Below are 23,414 nucleotides of genomic sequence, written 5' to 3' on the forward strand. Positions count from 1 at the left end.
GGCACCATTTTCATCGCCTCAGAGCCCTCGTGAGGAAGGATCCTCCATTGGGGCCGCTTGAGTGCGGCCGATGCGCGACGCACCTCACTCCCGACGTCGCGCCCTCGCATGGCCGACCTGGCTTCGTTCACCCGGCCCCAGTGGAGCGTTCTTCCTCATCAACGCCATTGGACGATGAAAATGGTGCCAAATTCTGGGAAGAGGGGCGAGGGCGCGGCGCGCCGTCGGATCGTGATCGAAACGCGATCGATTTACCGCACCTGCGCGTTGCATTAATCGCGCTGCGTGAGCTAGGTTAGGCGAGCCTCACCCGCGCACCCGGACGTGCGCGCCCGCCCCCACTAGGAGAGCCATGCGCCAGCGCGCCCTGATCGCGATCGCCGCAGCCGTCGTGCTGCTGATCGCGATCACGCTGTCGCTCGCGATCGGCTCGCGCGCGATCGACCTCGCGACCGTGTGGCAGGCGCTCACCGACCTCGATCCGAACAGTCCCGAGCAGCTCATCGTGAGCGAGCTGCGAGTCAGCCGCACCGTGATCGGCATCCTCGCGGGAGCGGCCCTCGCCGTCGCCGGCGCGCTCATGCAGTCCCTCACCCGCAATCCCTTCGCGGATCCCGGCCTGCTGGGCATCAACGCCGGCGCCTCCCTCGCCGTGGTCACCGCACTCACGCTCGGCGTCGCCGGGGGCTTCGCCGCTCAGGTGCCCATCGCCTTCGTCGGTGCCGGGCTCGCGGCCGTGATCGTGTACGCGATCGGCGCGCGCGGCGCCGCGGCCGGAGCTCCCGTGCGGCTGGCCTTGGCCGGCGTCGCGCTGACCGCCCTCATCACCTCGATCACCTACGCGGTGCTGCTGGTGGACGACGCGACTCTGGAGCAGTACCGACTGTGGGTCGCCGGCTCGCTCACCGGTCGCCAGACGGAGGACGTCACCGCCCTCATCCCCATCGTCCTCATCACGATCGCCGTGGCCCTGCTGGTCTCCCGCCAGCTCGAGGCCGTCGCGCTGGGAGAGGACGCCGCCCGCGCCCTGGGCATCTCCATCGGCGGCATCCGCACTCTCGTGATCGTCCTGGTCACGCTGCTCGCGGCCGCGGCCACCGCAGCCGCCGGCCCCATCGTGTTCGTCGGGCTCGCTGTCCCCCACCTGGCGCGTGCCCTCGTGGGAGCCTCGCTCCCGTGGCTGCTCGTCGTCAGCGCGCTGGGCGGCGCCGCACTCGTGCTCGTGTGCGACGTGATCGGCCGCGTGGTCGCGCCTCCCGGTGAGATCGGCGTGGGCATCACCACGGCGTTCATCGGCGGCTTCATCTTCGCCCTCATGTCCCGCCGCATGAAGGTGGTGGAGCTGTGAGGATTCTGCGCATCGGCCCGCTGGGCATCACCACGCACCGTCGCACCTTCGCGGTGGGCCTGGTGCTGCTCGTCGCACTCGTCAGCGTGTTCGTGTTCGCGCTGGTCACGGGCAAGGCGGACGTCACCGTCTGGGACGCCGTCCGCTCCGCCATGGGAGTCCAGGTGGGCGCTCCGGCGGACTTCATCGTGGGCCAGGTGCGCGCCCCGCGCGCCCTCACCGCGATCCTGGTGGGCGCGATGCTCGGCCTGTCCGGAGCGATCCTCCAGTCGCTCACGCGCAACCCGCTGGCGTCCCCCGACTTCATCGGGATCAGCATGGGAGCCGGCACGGGCGCCGTGCTCACCATCTGGCTGGTCACCGCGACCTCGCTGTGGATCACCGCCGCCGGGGCAGCCGCCGGCGCACTGATCACGGCCGCACTCATCCTGGTCCTGTCCTGGAAGCGCACCATCGTGCCGCTGCGCCTCATCCTCGCCGGCATCGGCGTGGGCTTCGTGGCCCAGGCCACCACGCAGTACCTGCTGGCGCGCATGGACGTCCACGACGCCGCGAACGCCCTGGGCTGGCTGGTGGGCTCGACCACCGGCCGCACCTGGACCCACGTGCAGTTCGCCGCGATCGCGATCGTGGTCCTGGTGCCGGTGGTGCTGGGACACGCACGCGCGCTGCGCACCATGGAGATGGGCGATGACGCCGCTCAGGCGCTGGGAGTGTCCGTGGGCCGCAGCCGCGCGATCCTCGCCGTCGCCTCCGTGCTGCTGGCGGCGGCCGCCGTGGCCGTCACCGGGCCCATCGGCTTCATCGCCCTAGTGGCGCCCGCACTCGCACTGCGCACCACCCGCTCCGCAGGCGTGGCACTCGTTCCGGCGGCGCTCATGGGCGCGCTGCTGCTGCTGGCTGCGGACCAGGTCTCGCAGCTGATGCCCGCGGATCTGCAGTTCCCCGTTGGCGTGTTCACCGCCGCCGTCGGCGCCCCCTACCTGCTGTGGCTGGTGTGGCGCTCTTCCCGAGGAGGTCAGTCATGAGCAGGCTCGAAGCACGCGACGTCGTGCTGGGCTACGGCGATCACGTGGTGGTGCGTGGCGTGGACGTCGCGATCCCGGACGGCCAGATCACCGCCATCGTGGGCCCCAACGGCTGCGGCAAGTCCACGCTGCTGCGCTCGCTGGTGCGCCTGCTCGAGCCGCGCTCCGGCACCGTCCTGCTGGACGGCGAGGACATCCACCGCACGCACACCAAGGAGGTCGCGCGGCGCGTGGGGCTGCTCCCGCAGTCGCCCATCGCTCCGGCCGGCATCACGGTCAAGGAGCTGGTGGCCCGCGGCCGCACCCCTCACCAGAAGCTGCTGCGTCCGTGGAGCGACACGGACGAGACGGCGGTGCTGTCCGCCCTCCACTCGACGGCGCTGACGGACATCCAGGACTCGGTGGTCGACGAGCTCTCCGGCGGTCAGCGCCAGCGGGCGTGGATCGCGATGACGCTCGCGCAGGACACTCCCCTGATGCTGCTCGACGAGCCGACGACCTACCTCGACATCGCCCACCAGTACGACGTCATGGACCTGCTGCACCGCTTGAACAGCCGCCAGCAGCGCACCATCGTGATGGTGGTCCACGACCTTCACCAGGCCGCGCGCTACGCGCACCACGTGATCGCGATGCACGATGGCCAAGTCGCGGCGGCGGGCGCCCCCAGGGACGTCCTGACCGAGGACCTGATTCGCCAGGTGTTCGCGCTCGAGGCGCGCGTGCTCGAGGATCCCGTCACGGGCACGCCCATGGTGGTGCCCGCGCATGGACCGGGGGGTGTGCGATGACGCTGACCGCTCCGCAGCTGCGCTCCACCGCAGCGCTCGTGGCCGCCGTTCCGGGGCTCCGGGCGCGCCTGGCCGATGCGACCGGCACGTGCGTGGAGGTGGGACCGGATGGCGACGGCCACCTGCGCGCCCAGGCGTTCCACGACATCGTTCGCGATGCGCACGCTCGCGGCGAGGTCCTCGCCGCGACAGAGCTCACCGTCGAGGGCCTCGACGCGGCGACCGGACTGGTTCACCACGCCGGCGCCCGCTGGTTCGTGAGCCCTCTGCCAGCCCGCCGCACGGTGGCATGCCTGCGCGAGTCCGGGCACACGCCCGCGCCCCTGCAGGCGATGGTGCGCGGCGACGACGAGCTGGGCGTGTCCGTGGTGCGCATCGCCGACCGCTCGGGCGCGCTGGACCCCGCGGCGATCGACGCGGCCGCCGTCAGCGCCCGCGCGGCCTGCCTGGTCGCCCACCTGGTGAGCACCACGCATGCGGCCGATGCCGGGTCCGGCACCGCGGAGGCGGCCCCAGACCTCGCGGCGCGCCACGCCATCACGAACGACCCCGACCACCCTTCTCACTGACCCACCCGACCCACCCGACGCTCCACCCCACGAAAGGAACACCATGCTGAACCCCACCACGCGCCGCGCAGGCGTCGCAGGCATGGCCGCTGCGGCCGCGCTGCTCCTCGCCGCGTGCTCGTCCGGCTCCGCCGATGACGCCACCGAGGAGCCCACGGACTCCGCGACGGAGACTGCCGAGGAGACCACCACCGAGGCCTTCCCCGTCACCCTCGACACCGTGATGGGCGAGGTCACCATCGAGGACCAGCCCGAGCGCGTGGTCACGCTCGGCTCCCACGAGCACGAGTACCTGTACGCGCTGGGCGTCGCGCCCGTCGCGGTGCCGGTGAGCTGGCAGGGCTACGACAACGGCACCGGCCCGTGGGCCGAGGAGGACCGTCTCGCCGCAGGCGCGGAGCCCGAGACCTTCGAGCCGGGCACCACCACCTACGACGCGGAGGCGATCGCGGCGTTCGAGCCCGATCTCATCGTGGCGACCTACCCCAACCACACCATGACGCAGGAGGAGTTCGACCTGCTGTCCGGCATCGCTCCCGTCGTCACCCGTCCGGCCACGGACGCGCAGGGCAACGAGACCGTCGAGTGGGGCGTCTCGCTCGCGGACGAGCTGAGCCTCCTGGCACAGGCCACCGGCACCACGGACAAGGCCGAGGAGATCATCTCAGAGATCGATGCCGCCTACGCCGAGGTCCGCGACGCGCACCCCGAGTGGGAGGGCCTCACCTCGCAGGTGGGCGGCTTCTACGAGGGCCAGGCGTTCGTCTACAGCGCCAACGACACACGCAACCAGTTCCTCGCGAACGTGGGCCTCGACGTGTCCTCGATCGAGGGCACCGAGGAGGCATGGTTCCAGATCAGCGCCGAGCAGCTCGACGTCCTGGGCGAGCTCGACTCGATCGTGTGGCAGGTCGCGACCACGCCCGAGGCGCGTGGCGACCTTGAGGGTCTGCCGCTGTTCCCGTCGCTGAACGTCACCGAGACCGGCGGCAGCATCTGGCTGTCCGACCCGATCCTGGAGGGCGCGTTCTTCGCGAACTCGCCGTCCTCGGTCTTCTACTCGATCGACGCGTTCGTGCCGATGCTGGAGCAGGCGCTCGACGGCGACCCCGCCACCGAGGTCGTCGAGTTCTCGAGCGAGAGCTGACGCGCTCCTGACCCGAGCGGGAGGCGCCGGGTACGCCCGGCGCCTCCCCCATCGGCCGTCGACACCCCCCACCTACTGGAAGGCATCATGACCGACTCGTTCCTGGTCCACGTGGCCGCCGCCGAGCAGATCAGCCCTCACCTGCGCCGCGTGACGCTCGCCGGCGACGCGCTGCGCACGTGGGAGTCCACCGGCAAGCCCGACGAGTTCGTGCACGTCCACATCCCTGACGCGGACCCGGCGCCGGGCTGGGAGGACGACCACGACATCGCCCGCCACTACACGATCCGCCGCTGGGATCCCTCCGGCCCCAGAGTCGACATCGATGTGGTGACGCATGGCCACGGCCGTGGCGCGACGTGGGCCAGGCAGGCACAGGCCGGCGACGTGGTCGCCATCAGCGACGCCCACGGCTACTACGAGGCGCCTGCCGGCTCGACCCGCCGCCTGCTGATCGCCGATGCGACGGGCCTGCCCGCGGTCGCGCGCATCCTGGAGGAGGCGACCCCCGAGGAGACGTTCGAGGTCGTGGTCGAGCTCATCAACGCCGAGGACGCCATCGCGCTGCCCTCCCCCGCCACCGTCACCGTCGAGTGGAAGGTCTCGGGCAACGGCCGAGGCCCCTCCGCGCTGGTGTCCTGCATGGAGCGCCTGCCCGTGCCGGAGGGCGACACCTACGTGTGGGTCGCGTGCGAGTCCGCGCAGTCCCGCAAGGCGCGCAAGTTCATCCGCGCCAGCTGGCCACGTCACCACAGCCTGTACCGGATCGTGGGCTACTGGCACGTGGACCAGGAGCAGCAGCTCGCCAAGTGGAACGCCCTCACGCCCGAGCAGCAGGCTCGCTACGCCGAGATCTGGGACGAGTCCCGTCCCGACGAGGTGAACTGGATGGAGCTCGAGCCCTACCTCCAGGAGCTGGGGCTCTAGCGAGGACGGGGTGAGCGGGCCGGAGCGTTCACCTCCACCCCCCACAAATGGGGATACCCGGTGCCCCAGCGAGCCGCTAGCGTCGAAGTCGCGAGGGCCCGCCCCGGCCCTTTCGCATCCACGATCTGATCGCACCTAGGACCCGGGGGGGCCGCCATGCGCAAGTGGGAGATCATCGCGGCGCAGTAAGCGCCGCGAGCACGACGAACGAGAGCTGGAGCCTGACTGTCAGGCACCGGACGTGACACGCCGACGAGGCGAACTGGATGGAACTCGAGGCCTACCCTCTGGAGCTGGGGCTATAACTCGGCCCCTCCGTTGTGCGTGGTCTCTTGGAGTTGTTCACTGGACACCCCCACAAGTGGGGATTCCAGGCCCGAGACAGAACGGATACCGTGGTCGCACGGTGGCGCGGTGTCCAGACATCACCTAACTCTGCTCAAAGGAGACAAGCCCTTGCGCATCACTCACATGGTTGCGGGGGGTAACCGCACTCGCGGTCGCCCTCACTGCCACTCCTGTTGCTGCCGATGACCACGACCCGGCAAACGACGTCGCCGAAACCATCGCGAGGGCCGCACCTCACGCGGATCGCGTCATGACCACCACCGCAATTCCCGTGACGGACGCCGAGTACGACCTCGGCGATGTCGAGGTCTCAGTACCGCTCGACGCGGACAAGCCGCTCTTGATCGAGGCGGGCGGAACGGGTACAGAGATCTCCCTGCCGGCGGAGCTTCGCGTCCGCGACGGCGTCCTCGCCGACGATGGCACCGTCGTGTTCGAGGAGGCAGGCGACGGCGCCCACGCCGCAGTCCAAGCGCTTGACGACGGGTCCGTACGCCTCCAGACGGTTCTCGACAGTCCGGATGCACCGTCCACGTACACCTATGACTTCGGACAAGGCGTCGAACTTGTGTTGCTCGAGAATGGCTCCGTCGAGGTGACCGAGCCGCTCGGGGACGGCATCGTCGCGGTGACCGGCACCATCGACGCGCCCTGGGCAATCGACGCCGACGGCGCCTCCGTCCCCACCTCCTACACGGTCGACGGCTCCCGGCTCGTGCAGCACGTGGAGCACGGCCCTCAGCACACTTACCCCATCACGGCAGACCCGAGCTACTCCTACGGGTGGAAGGTGTACACCAAGTATTCGAGGTCCGAAACCAGGAACATCGCCGGCTGGACTTCGTACGGCACGATTGTTTCGGGTGTGTGCCCGTTCATCCCCAGGTTCGGTCAGGTAACGGCAGCAGCCTGCATTGCCGCGTTCTCAGCGGTTGCGACTTCAATCGACAACACGTTCAACAGCGCGAAGTCTCAAGGACGTTGCGTGGAGATCTCCTACCCGTACTATCCGACCCTTGTCACGATTGCCGCCCAAGCCCGATGGAAGGTCGTCTCATGTTGAAGATGCAACGCTCGTCCACCATCGAGATCGCAGGGTGGTTGGCCCTCGGCGTCTCATCAGGACTCTTCGTGTCCTGGTCGATCTACGGCGTCGTCTGGCAGTGGCCGCTCTTCGTGATGGTCGCCGCCTCGATGGGCGGCTGGTACTTCCAGCGCTGGTACGCACGACGTCAGCAACGCCGTCTGATCAACCACGACGACACCGATGTCGGTTGACGCGCCTGTGCCCTTGACAGACGGACGGGCCGATGCGGTGGTGACCACCGCATCGGCCCTCGCGTCGTTTCGGGGCGGCCTGACCTAGAGGTCGAGCCTCTCCAGCATGTCCGTCACGAGCGCAGCCACGGCCGAACGCTCGGAGCGCTCGAGCGTCACATGCGCGAACAGGTCGTGGCCCTTGAGCGCCTCGATCACCGCGGCGATGCCGTCGTGGCGGCCCACCCGCAGGTTGTCGCGCTGAGCGACATCGTGCGTGAGGATCACCCGCGAGTCCTGGCCGATGCGGCTCAGCATGGTCAGCAGCACGTTGCGCTCGAGCGACTGCGCCTCGTCCACGATCACGAAGGCGTCGTGCAGCGAGCGGCCGCGGATGTGCGTCAGCGGCAGCACCTCGAGCATGCCGCGCGCCATGACCTCCTCGACCACCTCGGAGCTGACCATCGCTCCGAGCGTGTCGAACACGGCCTGCGCCCAGGGGTTCATCTTCTCTGCCTCGTTGCCCGGCAGGTACCCCAGGTCTTGACCGCCCACGGCGTACAGCGGGCGGAACACCATGATCTTCTTGTGCTGGCGACGCTCCATCACGGCCTCGAGGCCCGCGCACAGCGCGAGTGCGGACTTTCCGGTGCCGGCCCGGCCGCCCATCGACACGATGCCCACGGTCTCGTCGAGCAGCAGATCAATGGCGATGCGCTGCTCGGCGCTGCGGCCGTGGACGCCGAACACCTCCTGGTCGCCGCGGACCAGCTTGATCTGGCCCTCGTCGGTGACGCGGCCGAGCGCTCCGCCTCGGGGAGAGTGGATCACCAATCCCGTGTGCACGGGCAGCGTCGCGAGGTCCTCGCCGCAGTCAGCGGCGGCGGGCGCCGCGAGCGCCTCGGCGTCATAGAGGGCGGACATCTGCTCGTCGGTGAGCTGGATCTCCCGCATTCCGGTCCAACCAGAGTCCACCGCGAGCTCTGCCTTGTACTCCTCAGCCTCGATGCCCAGAGCCGAGGCCTTCACGCGCATCGGAAGGTCCTTGGAGACCACCGTGACGGCGAGACCCTCGGCCTTCAAGTTGGCGGCGACCGCGAGGATGCGGGTGTCGTTATCGCCCAGCCGGAAGCCGCTGGGCAGCACGTTCTGGTCCGTGTGGTTGAGCTCGACACGGACCGAGCCGCCAAACTCGTTGGCGGGCACGGGCTGATCGAGCTTGCCGTGCTTGACGCGAAGCTCGTCGAGGGTGCGCAGTGCCGATCGCGCGAAGTAGCCGAGCTCCGGGTGATGGCGCTTGGCCTCGAGCTCCGTGATCACCACCACCGGCAGCACCACCGCGTGTTCCGCGAAGCGCTTGAGCGCACGCGGGTCGGACAGCAGCACGGACGTGTCGAGCACGAACGTGCGCAGCTCGGTGGCCGCAGACGCGTTGATGGAGGGGGTGGTGTCGGGCTGAGTGATGGTCACAGGAGCTCCCCGCGTATCAGGCCGCAGGGCGCCGGACGCCCGTTGGCGTTCGGTGTCAGACCGGGACCGGAATGGTCCGGCGATGTGCGCTTACCACGTTGCTGACGCTACGCCTCGGTTGGGGAGGCACCCGCCGACACGCCGCGAGTCACACGACCGTAACTTCCGCCCCGCGCTCGGGTGTGTCCCGCGTGGTGAAGGCGGAAACTGCGCGGAGGACGCGCCGATGCGCGGGTTAGGCCTACCGCCCGTGCCGCCGCTCGCGCTGGGAGTAGGCGCGCAGCGCGCGCAGGAAGTCCACATGCCGGAAGTCCGGCCAGTAGGCGTCGCAGAAGTAGAACTCGGAGTGAGCGGACTGCCACATCAGGAACCCGGACAGGCGCTGCTCGCCGGAGGTGCGGATCACCAGGTCCGGGTCCGGCTGGCCCTTGGTGTAGAGATGCTCCGTGATGTGCTCGACGGAGACGGTGTCCGCGAGCTCCTCGAGCGACTTCCCGGCGGAGACGCCCTCGCGCAGCACCGATCGGACCGCATCGGCGATCTCGTGACGCCCGCCGTATCCCACGGCGACGTTCACGTGGATACCGGTGGCCTCGGCCGTCCTGGCGACCGCCGCGCCCAGGCGAGTCACCGCGCTGGCGGGGAGCATCTCCGTCGCCCCCACGTGCTGCAGCCGCCAGCGGCCGTCGTCGGCCAGCGCCTCGACCGCGGAGCAGATGATCTCGAGCAGCGCGTCCAGCTCGGCGGGGTCGCGCGAGAGGTTGTCCGTGGACAGCATCCACAGGGTCACTACGGAGACGCCGGTCTCCTCGGACCAGCCCAGCACCTCGGCGATCTTGTCCGCGCCGCGCTGGTGACCATGAGCCGCGGACTCCCCCGACGCCTTGGCCCAGCGACGGTTGCCGTCGAGGATCACGCCGATGTGGCAGGGCGTCTCACCCTGCTCCCGGAGGGTGCGCGCGAGCTGTCGCTCGTAGGGCCCGTAGAGCAGGCTGCGCAGTCCCATCGACGTCCTTCCGTGGTCGGCTCACTCGGTTCTTACGGTACCCGCGCCGGATAACCTACGGTATCGTAGGTTCATGGCAGAGAACCTTCCCGACCCAGCGAAGCCGCTGATGCGCGGGTGGCTCCACCTGGGTGCCGCGCCCATCGCGCTCATTGCCGGCATGGTGCTCGTCGTGTTCGCGCCCACGCTGGCCGGGCGAGTGTCCACCGCGATCTTCACCCTGACCGCCGTGATGCTGTTCGGCACCTCCGCGGTCTACCACCGCGGCAACTGGTCGCCTCGCACCAACGCGGTGCTGCGCCGCATGGACCACGCCAACATCTTCCTCATCATCGCCGGCACCTACACGCCGCTGACCGTGATGCTGCTCGACGGCACCACGCGCACGGTGGTGCTCGTGGTGGTGTGGTCGGGCGCACTCGTGGGCCTGCTGCTGCGCGTGTTCTGGCTGGGCGCCCCGCGCTGGGCCTACGTGCCGCTCTATCTGGGGCTGGGCTGGGTGGCCGTGGGGTTCATCGGCCCGTTCTACCAGGCGGGCGGAGCGGCCGTGGTGGCCCTCATCATCGCCGGCGGACTGTGCTACACCGTGGGCGCGATCATCTACGGCACCAAATGGCCCCGCGGCTCGATGAAGTACTTCGGCTTCCACGAGATCTTCCACGCGCTCACCATCGCAGGCTTCCTCTGCCACTACGCAGCGATCGCGCTGGTGGTCTTCACCGTCGACGCCTAGCCGGCGCACGAGCGCCGATGCGCGCTCAAGGCTCCTTGGACGCCTCGTCGTCGGGGGTCGCCGAGGGAGCCTCGGGAACCTCGGTCGCCTCCGCGGCCGCGGCGTCGCCCTGCGCGGCCGATGCCTCCGTCGCCACGGCCCTCTCATGCTCCGGCGGGTGCGTGCGCACCTTGCGCAGGTGCTTGGACAGCGAACGGGACAGCAGGATCACGCCGCCCACGAGCACGAAGGTCGCCACGAAGGCCAGGAACCCGGGCCCGCCGGTGAAGTCCGCCACGTCATCTCTCCTCGCTGTCGTGAACTATCCTGCCTCATCATGAGCAACCCCTCCGACGCATACGAGGACGAGGCCGCAGACGCCCGCCCACGACTGTCGCGTCGAGGCTGGATCCTCGTGGTCGCGGGACTGACCGTGCTGGTGGCCATCGCCGCATGGTTCGGACTGGCGCAGGCCAGTCAGCCGGTGCGCTGGCAGGACGTGGGCTTCGACCCCATCTCCGCCACCGAGGCAGACGTGACGTTCGACGTCTTCCTCTACACCGACCAGCCCGTGACCTGCTACGTCCATGCGCTGAACGTCCAGTACGCCGAGGTGGGCGTGGGCGAGATCGAGGTGGACCCCGCCGATGGCGCTCAGCAGCGCTTCACCGTGCCCATCCCCACGGTCGAGCAGGCCAACTCGGCCCTGGTGCGCTACTGCTCGCCCACGCCGTAGCCGAGCCGAGCCCGGGCTCCGAGCCCTCACCACGGCCGTCCCCAGCGCCGCGCGGGAGATTTCCCGCCCGCTCGCACGCTTGATACGCTGGCACATCCTGTCAAGCAAGGAGAGACACGTGACCGAGACCACTGGTACCTGGCTCACCCAGGAGGCCTACGACCGCCTGCAGCAGGAGTACGACCACCTCGTGGGCGAGGGCCGCAGCAGCATCGCCAAGGAGATCGACGAGCGGCGCCAGGAGGGCGACCTCAAGGAGAACGGCGGCTACCACGCCGCGCGCGAGGAGCAGGCGAAGCAGGAGGCGCGCATCGCGCAGCTCCACCACATCCTGCAGACCGCCACCGTGGGCGAGGCCGCCACCGGCGCCGAGATCCAGTCCGGCACCGTCGTGACCGCAGAGGTCATGGGCCGCGAGATGAAGTTCCTCGTGGGCTCGCGCGAGGTCGCCGGCGGCACCGAGCTCGACGTCTTCAGCGCGCAGTCGCCTCTGGGCGCTGCGCTCATCGGCAAGAAGCCGGGCGACGAGACCTCGTACGAGGCGCCCAACGGCAAGGAGATCCCCGTCAAGGTGATCGCCGCGGAGCCCTTCTCCGGCTAGGCCCTCTCGAGCACCACGCCCACCTCGCCGTGCCCCGTGTGCGGGAACATGTCGAACAGCCGTGCCTCACGTGCGACCAGCGACGGCATCCACGCCAGGTCCCGCGCGAGCGTGTCCGGGTTGCAGCTCGAGTAGATGACGGTGCTCGCCCCTGAGGCATCGAGCCACCGCGAGAGCTCCTCCCCCAGGCCGCGCCGGGGAGGGTTCACCACGATCGCGTCAGCCGAGGAGGCCTGGCCGGTGGCCCACGCCACCGCATCGGCTGTCTCGAAGGCGACGTCACGCATCGACCCGTCCCCTGACCACAGCCGCTCGTCGCGCGAGCGCTGAGCGGAGGCCACCGCCTGCGCGCTCGTCTCGACACCGGTGACGGTGCGTCCTGGCGCAGCGCCGTGGAGCGCGAAGCCGCCCACACCGCAGTACAGGTCCCACAGGCTCGCCGGCGCGCTCGCCTCGATCCATGCGGCAGCCTGCCGGTACAGCGCCGATGCGACGGCGGTGTTGGTCTGGAAGAAGCTCTGCGGGCGCAGGTGCAGGTCGATGCCGTTGACCCTCATGGTGAGGGTCTCGCGCTCGGTGAGCACCACCTCCCGCTCGCCCTCCAGCACGGCGGCGTGCGCGGGCTGGACGTTCACGGACGCGACGGCGATGTCCGGCAGCTGATCGAGCAGCCACGGCAGATGCTTGCGGATGCGCGCGAGCGCCTCCGTCGACCGCAGCACCCACCGGACCATCAGCGCCTCGTCCGGCGCCACGGTGACGAGCACGTGCTTGAGCTCTCCGCGGCGGCCAGGGACGTCATAGGGCTCGAGCCCTGCACGCGTCACGAAGTCCGCGAGCATGGGAAAGGCCCTCGACAGGCTCACCGGATACAGCGGGCAGTCCCGAAGGTCCTGTCCGCGACCGGAGGCGTCGAGGATGCCGATGGTGGGCGCCTGGACCGTGCCCGCGATCACCATCTTGGCCTTGGTGCGAAAGCCGGCCTCGTCACTCGTGACGGGCGGCAGCCACGTCAGTCCCGGCGCGAGCGGCCCCAGCAGGTCCGCGACACGCGCCTGCTTGTCGGCGACCTGCTCCGCGTACGGCTGCTCGATGATCGTGCACGAACGGCACAGCCCGGCCGCGTAGTAGTCGCAGCGCATCAGGGCCGTCAGGAGTCGCGGTCGCGCGGCGGGCGCGTGGGGATCTGCTCGCTCTGCGGCTCGTGCGCCTGCTCACCGTCCGCTGCCACAGCGCCGTCGCCGGCGACCGTCGGCTGCTCTTGCGTGGGCGCATCGGTCGCCGGGCGCTGCACGGCGATCTCGCCGGTGTGGGTGATCCGGGAACGCGCACGACGGATCGCCTCTCGCGACCGCTCCGCCATCACGGGCACCTGCGAGGTGATGGGCGCCCGTTCGTCGTCACCTGGTTGGAACTCGGGTCGCAGGCCGCGCTTGAAGGCGTACAGCGTCGCGACGATGGGCACCGCGATGACGGCGCCGACCAGGCCGAGGGTCAGGGTTCCTGCAGAGATCGTCAGCAGCACCGCGAGAGGGTGGATCGACGCCGCCTTGCCGAACAGCCACGGGTACAGGACGTTGCCCTCGATCTGCTGGACCACCAGCACGATCGCGATCATCCACAGCGCGGTGGTCCAACCGCCATCGACCAGCGCCACGAGCGCCGCGATGATGCCGGACAGCGTCGCACCGATGAGGGGGATGAAGGAGAACAGGAACACCAGGATGGCGATGGGCAGCGCGAGCGGCACGCCCAGGATCCACGCGCCCAGCCCGATGCCGACCGCATCGACGAAGGCGACGAAGACGGTGGTCTGCGTGTAGCGACGCAGGGTGACCCAGGCGTGGGTGCCAGCGTGGTCCGCCCGCTCCACCGCATCGTCCGGCAGCAGGCCCACGGTCCACGTCCAGATCAGGCGCCCGTCGCGCATGAAGAAGAACAGCGCGACCAGCGCGATCACGATGCCGGCGAACAGCCCGCCCACCGCAGATCCGATCGACAGCGCGCCGGACGCGACGCCCAGCACGTTGTCCTGGATGAAGGTCTGGATGTTGCCCACGACCTCGTCGATCTGCGCCTGCTCGATGGCCAGCGGGCCTTCCACCAGCCAGGCGACGAACGTCTCGAAGCCCTCGACTGCGGCCTCGCGGAGCTCATCGAAGTCGGAGACCACGGACGTCGACGCGAGGGTGCCCAGGCCCAGCACGGTGAGGATCAGGCCCAGGATCGCGAGGATGGAGCCCAGCGCGCGGGGGATGCCGATGTCCGCCATGCGCGCCACCAGACGCTCCAGCGGCGCCGCGATGATGAGCGCGATGATGAGCGGCACGAACAGCGCGGTCAGACTGGTGAACGCCCACACTCCCGTGGACACCACGATGCCCACCACCACGATGCGCCACGACCACGCCGCAGCGATGCGCAGCGTCACGGGGACGCGGTCCACCACCGTCGCCTTCTCCGTGTACAGCACGGAGGAGGTGGGCTTGGTCTCACCAGGGGATTCGGACATAGCGCGAGCCTAACGCCGCGCGCGGACGCCGCGCGCACTGCCGCGCGGAACATGCGGCCCCGTGCGCGCGTTTCTCCCTCGGAGAGGAGCACTGATGCTTGGAACGAGCAAGACCGACATGATCACCCCGGACGAGGCGCTGCCGGGCCGCGACACCGCGATGGAGGTGCCGGACCGCCACGTGGTGCTCGGCACGCCGCTGACAGGACCCTGGCCCGAGGGCCACGAGGTGATCTACGTGGGTATGGGCTGCTTCTGGGGCGCCGAGCGGATCTTCTGGCAGACCGACGGCGTCTACTCGACCGCCGCCGGCTACATCGGCGGCTGGACGCGCAACCCCACGTACCAGGAGACCTGCACTGCACGCACGGGTCACGCCGAGGCCGTCCAGGTGGTCTACGACCCCTCGAAGGTGTCGCTCGACCGCCTGTTCGCGGAGTTCTGGGAGAACCACGACCCCACCACCGCGAACCGTCAGGGCAACGACGTGGGCACCCAGTACCGCAGCGCGATCTTCACGACCACGGAGGAGCAGCTCGCCGCGGCGCAGGCCTCGCGCGAGCGCTACCAGGCCCAGCTGACGGACAAGGGCTACAGCGCGATCACCACGCAGATCGCGCCGGTCGAGGACGCGGGCGACGGCCACTTCTACTACGCGGAGGAGTACCACCAGCAGTACCTCCACAAGAACCCCGGCGGCTACTGCAACCACGGCTTCTGCCAGGTGAGCTACGCGGGCGCCTGAGTCTCGACCAACGGCGAACGGCCGATGCGCGGGTGACCCGCGCATCGGCCGTTCGCTTGTCGCAGGGGCTCGCTACGGCTGCGCCGTCGCGGACGCGACGAACGTGAGCTGGCGCATCTGCTGATGCGCCTGTCCGCCCTCGTGGCCGTTGTACGCGTAGATCTCCATCTGCTTCGCAGGAGTCGCACCCGAGCCGGACGCGTACCAGTTGTAGGCCGCATACCCCGTCGAGGGCGGGCACACCTGATCCATGAGGGCGACGGACATCAGCAGCGGCGCGTGCGCGCGCTTGGCGTGATTGACGCCGTCGAAGTAGGACAACGTGTCGAGCACGCTGTCGCGGGGAGCACGGACCGTCTTCAGGTAGGTGACGACCTCCTGGTACGGGAACTCGTCGGTGAGGTCGATCGCACGCTCGAAGTGGCACAGGAACGGCACCTCGGCCACGCAGCCCGCGAGGTCGGGCACCAGGCCGGCGACCGCGAGCGACACGCCACCGCCCTGGGAGCCGCCCAGGAACACCACGCGCTGCGCGTCCACCTCGGGCAGCGAGCGCGCAGCCTCGACGCCACGCACCGCGTCGGTGAACATGCGGCGGTAGTAGTAGTCCGCAGGGTCCTGGATGCCACGTGTCATCACGCCAGGCACGGCGGGCGTGGAGCCCACCGGATCCGGGGTGTCGCCACCGGTGCCCCACGTCGCGCCCTGGCCGCGGGAGTCGATGTACAGGTGGGCATAGCCGGCGGTGGCCCAGAGAGTCCGCTCGATCGCCAGACCGCGCCCGCCGCCGTAGCCGTTGATCTCGACCACGCACGGCAGCGGCCCGGTCGCGCCGCGCGGCGTCGCCAGCCACGCCTTGATGGGATGACCGTCGAAGCCGGGGAAGGTGACGTCCTCGATCTCGACCTGCGCCAAGGTGACCGGTCCGGGCTGGCGCTCCACGCGCATCGGCGTCTGCCGCGCCTGGGCGAGGGTGTCCGCCCAGAACTCGTCGAAGTCGGCGGGCTCACGGACGTCGGGGCGGTACGTCTCGAGCTCGGTCACGGGCAGGTCGAACATCGCCATGCTTCTAGGCTCCTGATCCGAAGAGAAGAGTGGTGGCGGAGAGCACCACGAGCACCGCGACGAAGGTGCCCAGGATCGCCACCTGCTTGGGGTAGCGACGCAGCTTGTCCGCGAGCATGTAGGCGCCCAGGAAGCCGGCTGCGGTCGCCGTCAGCATGAACATCGAGGCGTAGGCACGGAACGTGGTGAACTCCCCCACGTCCCCGAACTGGTCGCTCAGCAGCGTCAGGCCCGCCCAGGTCAGGCCGTAGCCGATCGCGCCGCCCATCACCACGAAGGCGATCTCGCCCACGCCGCGGCGCATGCGGCGCACGACTCGGTCCAGGGCGTAGCCCGCGGGAAGTCCCACGACCGCGCCACCCAGCGCGATGGGAGCGGCCAGCTGGAGGAACAGCGAGATGTCCCCCGTGGGGACGTTCACCGCGAGCACGAACATCTCGACGATGAGGATGCCGAGGATCAGCGCCGCGAGGGGTCGCCCTACCGGAGCCTTCTCGTTGAGCGCGGCCTCGTTGGCCGCCTCCTGGTCGCGCGCGCCGAGCCTCTCATCGGGCCACTCGAGAGCGTCCGGATCGTCCTCGCGGCGGCGTGCGTCGTCGTCCTTCGCCATCCTGGCTAGTCGCGGCCCTGCAGGATCGCGATGATGCGCAGGAACTCGATGTACAGCCACACGAGCGTCACGACGATGCCGAACGCGGCCTTCCAGTCGTAGTGCTGCGGCAGGCCGTTCTTGACGCCGTTCTCGATGAAGTCGAAGTCGCCCACGAGCGACACGCACGCAAGGATCACGGCGAACACGCCGATGGCGACGCCGATCCAGCCCGAGCGCAGGCCGAACCCGTTGCCGACGTCCGTGAAGATCATGACACCGATGTTGACCAGGGAGAACAGCAGGTAGGAGATGCCGCCGATCATCAGGAACTTCTGCATCTTGGGCGTGTAGCGCACGCGGCCGGACTTGTAGAGCCACAGGCACACCGCGAACGTGCACGCGGTCGCGAGCAGAGCCTGGAGCGCGGCGCCGGGCGCGTTGAAGTAGGTCTCGATGTAGTACGAGATCGAGCCAAGGAAGTAGCCCTCGATGGCCGCGTAGGCGATCGCGAGCGCCGGCGTCGTGATCTTCTTGAACGCGAGCACGAGGCCCAGCACCATGCCGGCGATGGCGGTGACCATCAGCGCGGCGAAGTTGAAGAACATGTAGCCGGGGATCGCCGTGATGAACGCCAGGATGATCATCCCCGCGGTCTTGGAGATCACGCCGTCGTAGCTCATGCGGCCGGTCTCGACCGGGCCGGCTGCAGGCATGTCGTACTGGTGCTGCAGGTCCTCCGCCGTCACGGGCCTGCCGTTGACGTCCACGGTCTTGCCGGGCTTGAACGCGCTGTTGGAACTGAAGACTGGGCTGGCCACGGTGGGTCCTCCTCGACTGGAAATGTCCACGGTCAGCATACCTGCGCGCCGTCCGCTCCCGGCATCCCCCTCACGGACGATGCTCAGGCCCTGATCCGCGTATCGGCTGTGTGACTGCCCCCAATGAAAGGGGCGTTGATGCCCCGTTCGGCCGGGGCGAACAGGGCACGAACGCCCATCTCACTTCGAGCGGTCAGGCCGCCGCTTGCGATGCGCGGCGCTCCCGGGCGGCGTCGCGGTCCGCCGGCATCAGCGTCGACAGGACCGCGAGCACCACCGCCGCCACCGTCACCACGATGAAGACCAGGTGCATCGCCGTCATGAGCTCCGCTCCGTCAGGCGTGCCGTCCGGGCCCACGCTCGCGACGCTGTTCACGATCGCGCCGCACACGGCCACGCCCAGCGCTGAGCCCAGCGACCGCGCGAAGGTGTTGATGCCGGTCACGGAGCCGCGCGTGGAGTGCGCCACGGATGCCTGTGCGGCGATCAGCGTGGGCACCGCCGTGAGGCCCATGCCCAGGCCCACGAGGAACGTCGCGGCTGCGGCCGCCACCAGCGGCGAGGACTCGCCCAGGAGCAGAGTGGAGCTCGCCCCCGCGATCACCAGAGCGGATCCGATGGTCGCGGTCCAGCGGAATCCCAGCCGCAGGTACAGGCGGCCGGAGTTGGAGGCGGCGAGGGGCCAGCCCACCATCATCGCCGCGAGCGCGAAGCCCGCGACGAGCGGCCCGTACCCGAGCACGCCCTGCGCATAGATGGGGATGTACGTCACCAGGCCCAGCACCACGATGCCCACTACCAGCGACACTGCCGTCGCGGCCCCGATCACCCGGCGGCGCAGCAGGCGCAGGTCGACGATGGGGTGCGCGGCCCTGAGGACATGGCGCACGAACGCGACGCCCAGCACCACTGCCCCGCCCAGCACCGCGAACGACGGCACCGACGCCCACGCCCAGGTGGTGCCACCCTCGAGCAGGCCCAGCAGCAGCAGAGTCGAGCTCAACGTCAGCAGCACCGCGCCCCGGTAGTCGATCGGGTCCCGCTCGCCCTCCCGGGGCGGCTCCTCGTAGCGGCGGGTGATGACCCAGCCCGCGACCACGCACAGCGGGATGTTGATGAAGAAGATCCACCGCCACGAGGCGAACTCGGAGAACACGCCTCCGAGCGTGGGTCCCACCACGGAGGACATCGCCCACACCGAGGCGAGGTAGCCCTGCACCTTGGCCCGCTCCTCCAGCGTGTAGATGTCCGCGGCGATGGTCTGCGACACCGGCATCACGGCGCCTGCGCCCAGGCCCTGCAGCACCCGCCCGGCGATCAGCGCACCCATCGACCATGCCGCGCCGCACAGCACGGAGCCCACCAGGAACAGGGCCACGCCGGCGAGGATCAGCTGCTTGCGGCCCAGGATGTCGGACAGCCGTCCGGCCAGCGGGGTGCTCACCGCCTGGGCCAGGAGGTACGCGGAGAACAGCCACGGCACGCTCTCGAAGGAGCCCAGCTCGCTCGCGATCGTGGCGGAGGCGGTGGCGATGATGGTCGCGTCCAGCGCCACGAGCGCGGTCGCGAGCATCAGCGACAGCAGAATCGGACCACGGTCGGAACGCAGCCCGACGGTCGCGGAGGTTGGCGGCACGTCTGCTCGCAACCGTGCGCGCGCATCGGCTATTCCCAGGCTGGACGTGCCCCCGGCGGGTTTCGAACCCGCACTGGACCGGGTTTAAGCCGGCTGCCTCTGCCAGTTGGGCTACGGGGGCGTGAGACTGATCATCCCCCAGCCCGGACAGTTTGAACCAACCCTGAGCCGACACGCCGCGCGCCCGGCGCCCGGATCGCGCTCGCCTCGGGGCGCCGTCCGCGCCGTGGTTCGGACTGTCGGAAGGCGGCCGGTCAGAGCCGCTCGGCTGCGGAGAACGCGATGCCGTCGAGGATGTCGTGCTCGCTGGTGACCGCGGTGCCGAGCGAGCCGCCGGCCGCCGCGACCTCCGCGCGCACGCGCTCCATGACCTCGCGCCACACCAGCGCGCCGGCACCGATCACGTCCACGCGTCCGGGGTGCATGAACGGCATCGCGGCACGCTCCTCTCGCGAGGCGTCCAGGAGCTCGATGCATGCCTGCGCGGCGTCGTCGATGTCGAGCTCCGCGCCATTGATCGCGTCGCGGTCGTAGCGCGGCAGGTCGAGCGCCTTCGCGGTCACGGTGGTGATGGAGCCGGCGAGGCCCACCAGGGTGCGCGCCTGTCCCAGGGGCACCTGCGCGGCTGCCTGGTCGAGAGCGGCGTGCACGTCCGCACGGGCTCGCTCGATCTGCTCGACGGTGGGCGGGTCCTCGTGCAGGTGGCGCTCGGTCATGCGCACGCATCCCACGTCCATCGAATGCGCGGCGTCCGGCTCGCGCTGGCCGAGCACCAGCTCCGTGGAGCCGCCTCCGAGGTCCACCACGAGGTACGGGCCCGGCCGGGAGGCGTCGAGCGCGGACAGCGCGCCACGGAAGCTCAGACGAGCCTCCTCGTCGCCGCTGATCACCTCGGGCGCGACGCCCAGGCGCTCCCGCACGCCCTCGATGAACTCGTCGCGGTTGCTCGCGTCGCGCGTGGCGGAGGTGGCGACGAACCGGATCGCCTCCACGCCGTGCTCGCGGCACTGCGCGGCGTAGTCATCCGTCGCGGCCAGCGTGCGCTCGAGCGCCTCCGGAGCGAACTGGCCCGTGCGGTCCACGCCCTGTCCCAGCCGGACCACGGTCATGACGCGCACCACATCCGCGAGCGTCCCAGCCTGGGTGTCGACGTCCGCGATGAGCAGGCGAATCGAGTTGGTGCCACAGTCGATGGCGGCGACGCGGGGCATCAGGCCTCCTGGGTGTAGGCGTCGGGGTCGGCGGACAGCGGAGCGTCGGGATCCGTCTCGATCGCAGGGCACGTGCACCGGTCAGGGCGCCAGTGGCCGCGGATCATCGCGAGCGCCTCGTCGCCCAGCGGGTTCACGCCGGGACCGGCGGCGAGCGCGTGTCCCACGAGCACGTGCAGACACTTGACCCGATCGGGCATGCCGCCAGCGGAGATGCCGTGGATCTCCGGGACGTCCTCAATCGCGTAGCGCTCCTCGAGGTACGTCTGGTGCGCGCGAAGGTAGTGCTCGGCCAGCGCCGGCTCCTCGGCCAGCCGCCCGGTGAGGTCCTTCATCACGCCGCGGGCTTCGAGCGTCGACACGGCCGCGACCGCCTCCGGATGCGTGAGGTAGTACTGCGTGGGAAAGGGAGTGCCGTCCGGCAGCCGCGGCGCGGTGTGCACCACGGTGGGGTTGCCGCACACGCATCGGGCCGCGATCGCCACGACGCCGCGCGGCTCCCGTCCGATCTGCGCGGCCAGGACGGTCAGGTCTCGCTCGGTCGCTGGGGTGTCGCTCACCCTGTCGAGTCTACTTTCGCCGCCGCCGCGCTCCCCTCGCCCGCGGCGGGCGCGGGCGACACCTTCACCTCAGGCGGCTCCGGAAGCTCCGCGCCGGCAGGCGCCGCGCCGTCGCCGGGTCGCTCGCCAGCGTCGATCACCGATCCCCACAGGCGGTCGTACCAGGCTGCTCCGGTGAGCGCGTCGGGGGCGCGCTCGGCGGCGGGCGAGCCGTCCACCGGGCCGGTCACGGACTCGGGATCGATCACGCGGTACGGCGTCTCCCCTGGGAACACATATGCCAGCCGCTCGCGCGCCTGCGCCACCACGAACGCGGGATCGTCCCAGCGCGCGACGTCCGCCTCGAGATCGTCGACCTCCGCCTGGGCGGTCGCCGCCTCCGCGCGCAGGCCGTCGAGCATCACCTGCTGATCCATGTACGCCCGCACCGACGGCGCGACCACGGCGAAGGCCAGCGCAACCACGCCCGCGATCACGGCCGTGCGCCAGGTGAGCATCGCGGTCCACGACCCGCGGGGGCGCGACGGATCCAGCCGGGGTGCGGGCGCCGGGGTCGATCGCGACGGCGACGGGCCGCCGGGCCGGCTCTGCGGCTTCGCGATGGGGCCCGTCGTGGGTCCGCGTCTGGGCGTGCGCGCGCTCGAGCGCCGCGGAGCCCGGGGGGACTGCCGCGGCGCGCCGGGACGGGAGGGGGCGCTCACGTGCCCGATTGTCTCAGCGCGGGACGGCGATCCCGTCAGGCGCGCGCCGGGCGCGTCGTGTTCCGCCGGTCAGCCACTCACCACACGGCTGTGACGCAAGCGAAGGGCGAGGCTGATGGGGAGTCGCTGGGTCACCACCCGTCACATCAGCGACGGCCGTGTGGCACGCGGCCGGGCGACGCGCGCCCACCGCGGCCGATGCGCGCCGCGACACTCGTGCGCCGCTGCGCCCGCGCATCGTCTCCCCACCACGCAACAGGGCCGCGACCCCCCTGACGGGAGCCGCGGCCCTGACGTGCGTGGAGCCTTAGGCGGAGTACGAGCGCGGGAACGCTGCGGTGCCGGCGTACGCCGCGGCGTCGTCCAGCTCCTCCTCGATGCGCAGCAGCTGGTTGTACTTGGCGATGCGCTCGCCGCGGGCGGGCGCGCCGGTCTTGATCTGGCCGGTGTTGAGCGCCACGACCAGGTCCGCGATGGTGACGTCCTCGGTCTCGCCGGAGCGGTGCGACACCATCGAGGTGAAGCCGGCCGCGGTCGCCATCGACACGGCGTCGATGGTCTCCGTGAGCGTGCCGATCTGGTTGAGCTTCACGAGCAGCGCGTTTGCGGCCTTCTCGTCGATGCCGCGCTTGAGACGCGTGGGGTTGGTGACGAACAGGTCGTCGCCCACGATCTGCGTCTTGTCGCCGATGGTCTCGACCAGGTGCGCCCAGTCGCTCCACTCGTCCTCCGACAGCGGGTCCTCGATGGACACCAGCGGGTAGTCCTCGACCAGCTGCGCGTAGTACGCGGACATCTCCTCGCCGGACTTGGCGGCACCCTCGAACTGGTACGCGCCGTCCTTGAAGAACTCGGTCGCGGCGACGTCGAGCGCGAGCGCGACGTCCTCGCCGGGCTTGAAGCCGGCCTTCTCGATCGCGACCAGGATCAGGTCCAGCGCAGCGCGGTTCGACTCGAGGTTGGGGGCGAAGCCGCCCTCGTCGCCCAGGCCGGTGGCCAGGCCGCGCTCCTTGAGCACGGACTTGAGGGCGTGGTAGACCTCGGCGCCGTAGCGGTACGCCTCGCGGAAGGTCGAGGCGCCCACGGGAGCGATCATGAACTCCTGGATGTCGACGTTCGAGTCCGCGTGCGAGCCACCGTTGAGGATGTTCATCATCGGGACGGGCAGCAGGTGCGCGTTCGGTCCGCCGATGTAGCGGAACAGCGCCAGGTCCGCGGAGTCCGCGGCGGCCTTGGCGACGGCCAGGGACACGCCCAGGATCGCGTTCGCGCCCAGCTTGCCCTTGTTGTCGGTGCCGTCGAGCTCGAGCATGGTCTGGTCGATGATGCGCTGCTCGGTCGCGTCGATGCCGACGATCTCGGGCGCGATGTCGTCGATGACGGCATCCACGGCCTGCTCGACACCCTTGCCCAGGTAGCGGGAGCCGCCGTCGCGGCGCTCCACGGCCTCGAACGCTCCGGTGGAGGCGCCGGAGGGGACGGCGGCGCGGGCGAACGTGCCGTCTTCGAGCGCGACCTCGACCTCGACGGTCGGGTTGCCGCGAGAGTCCAGGATCTCGCGCGCGCCAATAGCCTCAATGCTGGCCATGATGCTCCTTCATGTTGTGTTGGGGTTCTCCGGGGAGTCTATCGGC

General features: G+C 70.2%; 25 protein-coding genes and 1 tRNA gene. 12 read left to right on the top strand and 14 right to left on the bottom strand.

All coding sequences use genetic code 11. The annotated features are described in order from the left end of the window. Window positions 1–352: 352 nt before the first annotated feature. The 8 genes from Dac01nite_RS01815 (at window position 353) to Dac01nite_RS01850 (ending at window position 7,436) form a co-directional block, all read left to right on the top strand. Complete coding sequence (locus Dac01nite_RS01815) at window positions 353–1,348, top strand: FecCD family ABC transporter permease (protein ID WP_203653065.1); 996 nt, start codon at window positions 353–355, stop codon at window positions 1,346–1,348. Next, a complete protein-coding gene (locus Dac01nite_RS01820) occupies window positions 1,345–2,376 on the top strand; it encodes a FecCD family ABC transporter permease (protein WP_203653066.1) in 1,032 nt (343 codons plus the stop codon). The genes Dac01nite_RS01815 and Dac01nite_RS01820 overlap by 4 nt, the downstream gene beginning before the upstream one ends. After that, on the top strand, window positions 2,373–3,167 hold the full coding sequence (locus tag Dac01nite_RS01825; protein ID WP_203653067.1) for an ABC transporter ATP-binding protein: 795 nt from the start codon (window positions 2,373–2,375) through the stop codon (window positions 3,165–3,167). The genes Dac01nite_RS01820 and Dac01nite_RS01825 overlap by 4 nt, the downstream gene beginning before the upstream one ends. Then, on the top strand, window positions 3,164–3,736 hold the full coding sequence (locus tag Dac01nite_RS01830) for a hypothetical protein (RefSeq protein ID WP_203653068.1): 573 nt from the start codon (window positions 3,164–3,166) through the stop codon (window positions 3,734–3,736). Before Dac01nite_RS01825 ends, Dac01nite_RS01830 begins: the two co-directional genes overlap by 4 nt. A 43-nt stretch (window positions 3,737–3,779) precedes the next feature. Further along, a complete protein-coding gene (locus Dac01nite_RS01835; protein ID WP_203653069.1) occupies window positions 3,780–4,883 on the top strand; it encodes an ABC transporter substrate-binding protein in 1,104 nt (367 codons plus the stop codon). Between the two features lie 87 nt (window positions 4,884–4,970). Then, complete coding sequence (locus Dac01nite_RS01840) at window positions 4,971–5,810, top strand: siderophore-interacting protein (protein WP_203653070.1); 840 nt, start codon at window positions 4,971–4,973, stop codon at window positions 5,808–5,810. A 598-nt stretch (window positions 5,811–6,408) separates the two neighbouring features. Continuing rightward, on the top strand, window positions 6,409–7,221 hold the full coding sequence (locus Dac01nite_RS01845) for a hypothetical protein (protein ID WP_203653071.1): 813 nt from the start codon (window positions 6,409–6,411) through the stop codon (window positions 7,219–7,221). Continuing rightward, on the top strand, window positions 7,215–7,436 hold the full coding sequence (locus Dac01nite_RS01850; protein WP_203653072.1) for a hypothetical protein: 222 nt from the start codon (window positions 7,215–7,217) through the stop codon (window positions 7,434–7,436). Before Dac01nite_RS01845 ends, Dac01nite_RS01850 begins: the two co-directional genes overlap by 7 nt. Window positions 7,437–7,520: 84 nt before the next feature. Here the strand turns inward: Dac01nite_RS01850 and phoH2 are convergent, their stop codons facing one another. Together phoH2 and Dac01nite_RS01860 are read right to left on the bottom strand one after the other, a co-directional pair. Next, on the bottom strand, window positions 7,521–8,879 hold the full coding sequence (phoH2, locus tag Dac01nite_RS01855) for an RNA 5'-3' helicase PhoH2 (RefSeq protein WP_203653736.1): 1,359 nt from the start codon (window positions 8,877–8,879) through the stop codon (window positions 7,521–7,523). A 247-nt stretch (window positions 8,880–9,126) separates the two neighbouring features. Beyond that, window positions 9,127–9,891, bottom strand: a complete 765-nt coding sequence (locus tag Dac01nite_RS01860; RefSeq protein ID WP_203653073.1) for an isoprenyl transferase — start codon at window positions 9,889–9,891, stop codon at window positions 9,127–9,129. Window positions 9,892–9,964: 73 nt separating this feature from the next. Here Dac01nite_RS01860 and trhA point away from each other — a divergent pair, with 73 nt between their 5' ends. Next, window positions 9,965–10,624 (top strand): PAQR family membrane homeostasis protein TrhA, encoded by a 660-nt coding sequence (trhA, locus tag Dac01nite_RS01865; RefSeq protein WP_203653074.1) that lies wholly within the window; start codon window positions 9,965–9,967, stop codon window positions 10,622–10,624. Between the two features lie 25 nt (window positions 10,625–10,649). Here the strand turns inward: trhA and Dac01nite_RS01870 are convergent, their stop codons facing one another. Then, window positions 10,650–10,901, bottom strand: coding sequence for a hypothetical protein (locus tag Dac01nite_RS01870; RefSeq protein ID WP_203653075.1), 252 nt, complete (start codon window positions 10,899–10,901; stop codon window positions 10,650–10,652). 39 nt (window positions 10,902–10,940) lie between these two features. Here Dac01nite_RS01870 and Dac01nite_RS01875 point away from each other — a divergent pair, with 39 nt between their 5' ends. Together Dac01nite_RS01875 and greA are read left to right on the top strand one after the other, a co-directional pair. Further along, window positions 10,941–11,339 (top strand): DUF4307 domain-containing protein, encoded by a 399-nt coding sequence (locus tag Dac01nite_RS01875; protein ID WP_203653076.1) that lies wholly within the window; start codon window positions 10,941–10,943, stop codon window positions 11,337–11,339. 118 nt (window positions 11,340–11,457) lie between these two features. Continuing rightward, entirely contained in the window at window positions 11,458–11,940 is a 483-nt protein-coding gene (greA, locus tag Dac01nite_RS01880) for a transcription elongation factor GreA (RefSeq protein ID WP_239066455.1), read from the top strand. Here greA and rlmC read toward each other — a convergent pair. Together rlmC and Dac01nite_RS01890 are read right to left on the bottom strand one after the other, a co-directional pair. Next, window positions 11,937–13,082: a 23S rRNA (uracil(747)-C(5))-methyltransferase RlmC gene (gene rlmC, locus Dac01nite_RS01885; protein ID WP_203653078.1), complete on the bottom strand. Its 1,146-nt coding sequence runs from the start codon at window positions 13,080–13,082 to the stop codon at window positions 11,937–11,939. The two genes, greA and rlmC, sit on opposite strands and share 4 nt — an antisense overlap. Before the next feature lie 8 nt (window positions 13,083–13,090). Continuing rightward, a complete protein-coding gene (locus tag Dac01nite_RS01890; RefSeq protein WP_203653079.1) occupies window positions 13,091–14,452 on the bottom strand; it encodes an AI-2E family transporter in 1,362 nt (453 codons plus the stop codon). Between the two features lie 94 nt (window positions 14,453–14,546). On the opposite strand from Dac01nite_RS01890, the gene msrA reads away from it, so the two are divergent. Next, window positions 14,547–15,197, top strand: coding sequence for a peptide-methionine (S)-S-oxide reductase MsrA (msrA, locus tag Dac01nite_RS01895; protein ID WP_203653080.1), 651 nt, complete (start codon window positions 14,547–14,549; stop codon window positions 15,195–15,197). A 72-nt stretch (window positions 15,198–15,269) separates the two neighbouring features. Here msrA and Dac01nite_RS01900 read toward each other — a convergent pair whose 3' ends face one another. The 9 genes from Dac01nite_RS01900 to eno all read right to left on the bottom strand — a co-directional run bounded on the left by Dac01nite_RS01900 (window position 15,270) and on the right by eno (window position 23,368). Further along, entirely contained in the window at window positions 15,270–16,262 is a 993-nt protein-coding gene (locus Dac01nite_RS01900) for an acetylxylan esterase (protein ID WP_203653081.1), read from the bottom strand. A 4-nt stretch (window positions 16,263–16,266) separates the two neighbouring features. Continuing rightward, entirely contained in the window at window positions 16,267–16,872 is a 606-nt protein-coding gene (locus Dac01nite_RS01905; protein WP_203653082.1) for a hypothetical protein, read from the bottom strand. A 5-nt stretch (window positions 16,873–16,877) separates the two neighbouring features. Beyond that, window positions 16,878–17,672 (bottom strand): Bax inhibitor-1/YccA family protein, encoded by a 795-nt coding sequence (locus tag Dac01nite_RS01910; protein WP_203653083.1) that lies wholly within the window; start codon window positions 17,670–17,672, stop codon window positions 16,878–16,880. A gap of 193 nt (window positions 17,673–17,865) precedes the next feature. Continuing rightward, window positions 17,866–19,308 carry an MDR family MFS transporter gene (locus tag Dac01nite_RS01915; protein WP_239066456.1) on the bottom strand — a complete coding sequence of 481 codons (1,443 nt, stop codon included), beginning with the start codon at window positions 19,306–19,308 and terminating at the stop codon, window positions 17,866–17,868. 47 nt (window positions 19,309–19,355) lie between these two features. Then, window positions 19,356–19,429 (bottom strand) — tRNA-Leu (locus tag Dac01nite_RS01920). A 133-nt stretch (window positions 19,430–19,562) separates the two neighbouring features. Then, complete coding sequence (locus tag Dac01nite_RS01925; RefSeq protein WP_203653084.1) at window positions 19,563–20,519, bottom strand: Ppx/GppA phosphatase family protein; 957 nt, start codon at window positions 20,517–20,519, stop codon at window positions 19,563–19,565. After that, entirely contained in the window at window positions 20,519–21,079 is a 561-nt protein-coding gene (locus Dac01nite_RS01930) for a DUF501 domain-containing protein (RefSeq protein WP_203653085.1), read from the bottom strand. Before Dac01nite_RS01930 ends, Dac01nite_RS01925 begins: the two co-directional genes overlap by 1 nt. Then, entirely contained in the window at window positions 21,076–21,780 is a 705-nt protein-coding gene (locus Dac01nite_RS01935) for an FtsB family cell division protein (RefSeq protein ID WP_239066457.1), read from the bottom strand. The genes Dac01nite_RS01930 and Dac01nite_RS01935 overlap by 4 nt, the downstream gene beginning before the upstream one ends. A 307-nt stretch (window positions 21,781–22,087) precedes the next feature. Then, complete coding sequence (gene eno, locus Dac01nite_RS01940) at window positions 22,088–23,368, bottom strand: phosphopyruvate hydratase (RefSeq protein ID WP_203653086.1); 1,281 nt, start codon at window positions 23,366–23,368, stop codon at window positions 22,088–22,090. Window positions 23,369–23,414: the final 46 nt, after the last annotated feature.

Origin of the sequence: Demequina activiva (assembly GCF_016862815.1) — a bacterium.
In the GTDB taxonomy this organism is placed as follows: domain Bacteria; phylum Actinomycetota; class Actinomycetes; order Actinomycetales; family Demequinaceae; genus Demequina; species Demequina activiva.

Bases quoted from the DNA above. Each gene is read 5' to 3' on its own strand.
- Dac01nite_RS01830 (WP_203653068.1), top strand. From the start codon at position 3,164: ATGACGCTGACCGCTCCGCAGCTGCGCTCCACCGCAGCGCTCGTGGCC.
- trhA (WP_203653074.1), top strand. From the start codon at position 9,965: ATGGCAGAGAACCTTCCCGACCCAGCGAAGCCGCTGATGCGCGGGTGG.
- Dac01nite_RS01815 (WP_203653065.1), top strand. From the start codon at position 353: ATGCGCCAGCGCGCCCTGATCGCGATCGCCGCAGCCGTCGTGCTGCTG.
- Dac01nite_RS01900 (WP_203653081.1), bottom strand. From the start codon at position 16,262: ATGGCGATGTTCGACCTGCCCGTGACCGAGCTCGAGACGTACCGCCCC.
- msrA (WP_203653080.1), top strand. From the start codon at position 14,547: ATGCTTGGAACGAGCAAGACCGACATGATCACCCCGGACGAGGCGCTG.
- Dac01nite_RS01825 (WP_203653067.1), top strand. From the start codon at position 2,373: ATGAGCAGGCTCGAAGCACGCGACGTCGTGCTGGGCTACGGCGATCAC.
- Dac01nite_RS01890 (WP_203653079.1), bottom strand. From the start codon at position 14,452: ATGTCCGAATCCCCTGGTGAGACCAAGCCCACCTCCTCCGTGCTGTAC.
- Dac01nite_RS01840 (WP_203653070.1), top strand. From the start codon at position 4,971: ATGACCGACTCGTTCCTGGTCCACGTGGCCGCCGCCGAGCAGATCAGC.
- Dac01nite_RS01875 (WP_203653076.1), top strand. From the start codon at position 10,941: ATGAGCAACCCCTCCGACGCATACGAGGACGAGGCCGCAGACGCCCGC.
- Dac01nite_RS01860 (WP_203653073.1), bottom strand. From the start codon at position 9,891: ATGGGACTGCGCAGCCTGCTCTACGGGCCCTACGAGCGACAGCTCGCG.
- eno (WP_203653086.1), bottom strand. From the start codon at position 23,368: ATGGCCAGCATTGAGGCTATTGGCGCGCGCGAGATCCTGGACTCTCGC.
- Dac01nite_RS01845 (WP_203653071.1), top strand. From the start codon at position 6,409: ATGACCACCACCGCAATTCCCGTGACGGACGCCGAGTACGACCTCGGC.
- Dac01nite_RS01905 (WP_203653082.1), bottom strand. From the start codon at position 16,872: ATGGCGAAGGACGACGACGCACGCCGCCGCGAGGACGATCCGGACGCT.
- rlmC (WP_203653078.1), bottom strand. From the start codon at position 13,082: ATGCGCTGCGACTACTACGCGGCCGGGCTGTGCCGTTCGTGCACGATC.
- Dac01nite_RS01850 (WP_203653072.1), top strand. From the start codon at position 7,215: ATGTTGAAGATGCAACGCTCGTCCACCATCGAGATCGCAGGGTGGTTG.
- Dac01nite_RS01925 (WP_203653084.1), bottom strand. From the start codon at position 20,519: ATGCCCCGCGTCGCCGCCATCGACTGTGGCACCAACTCGATTCGCCTG.
- Dac01nite_RS01835 (WP_203653069.1), top strand. From the start codon at position 3,780: ATGCTGAACCCCACCACGCGCCGCGCAGGCGTCGCAGGCATGGCCGCT.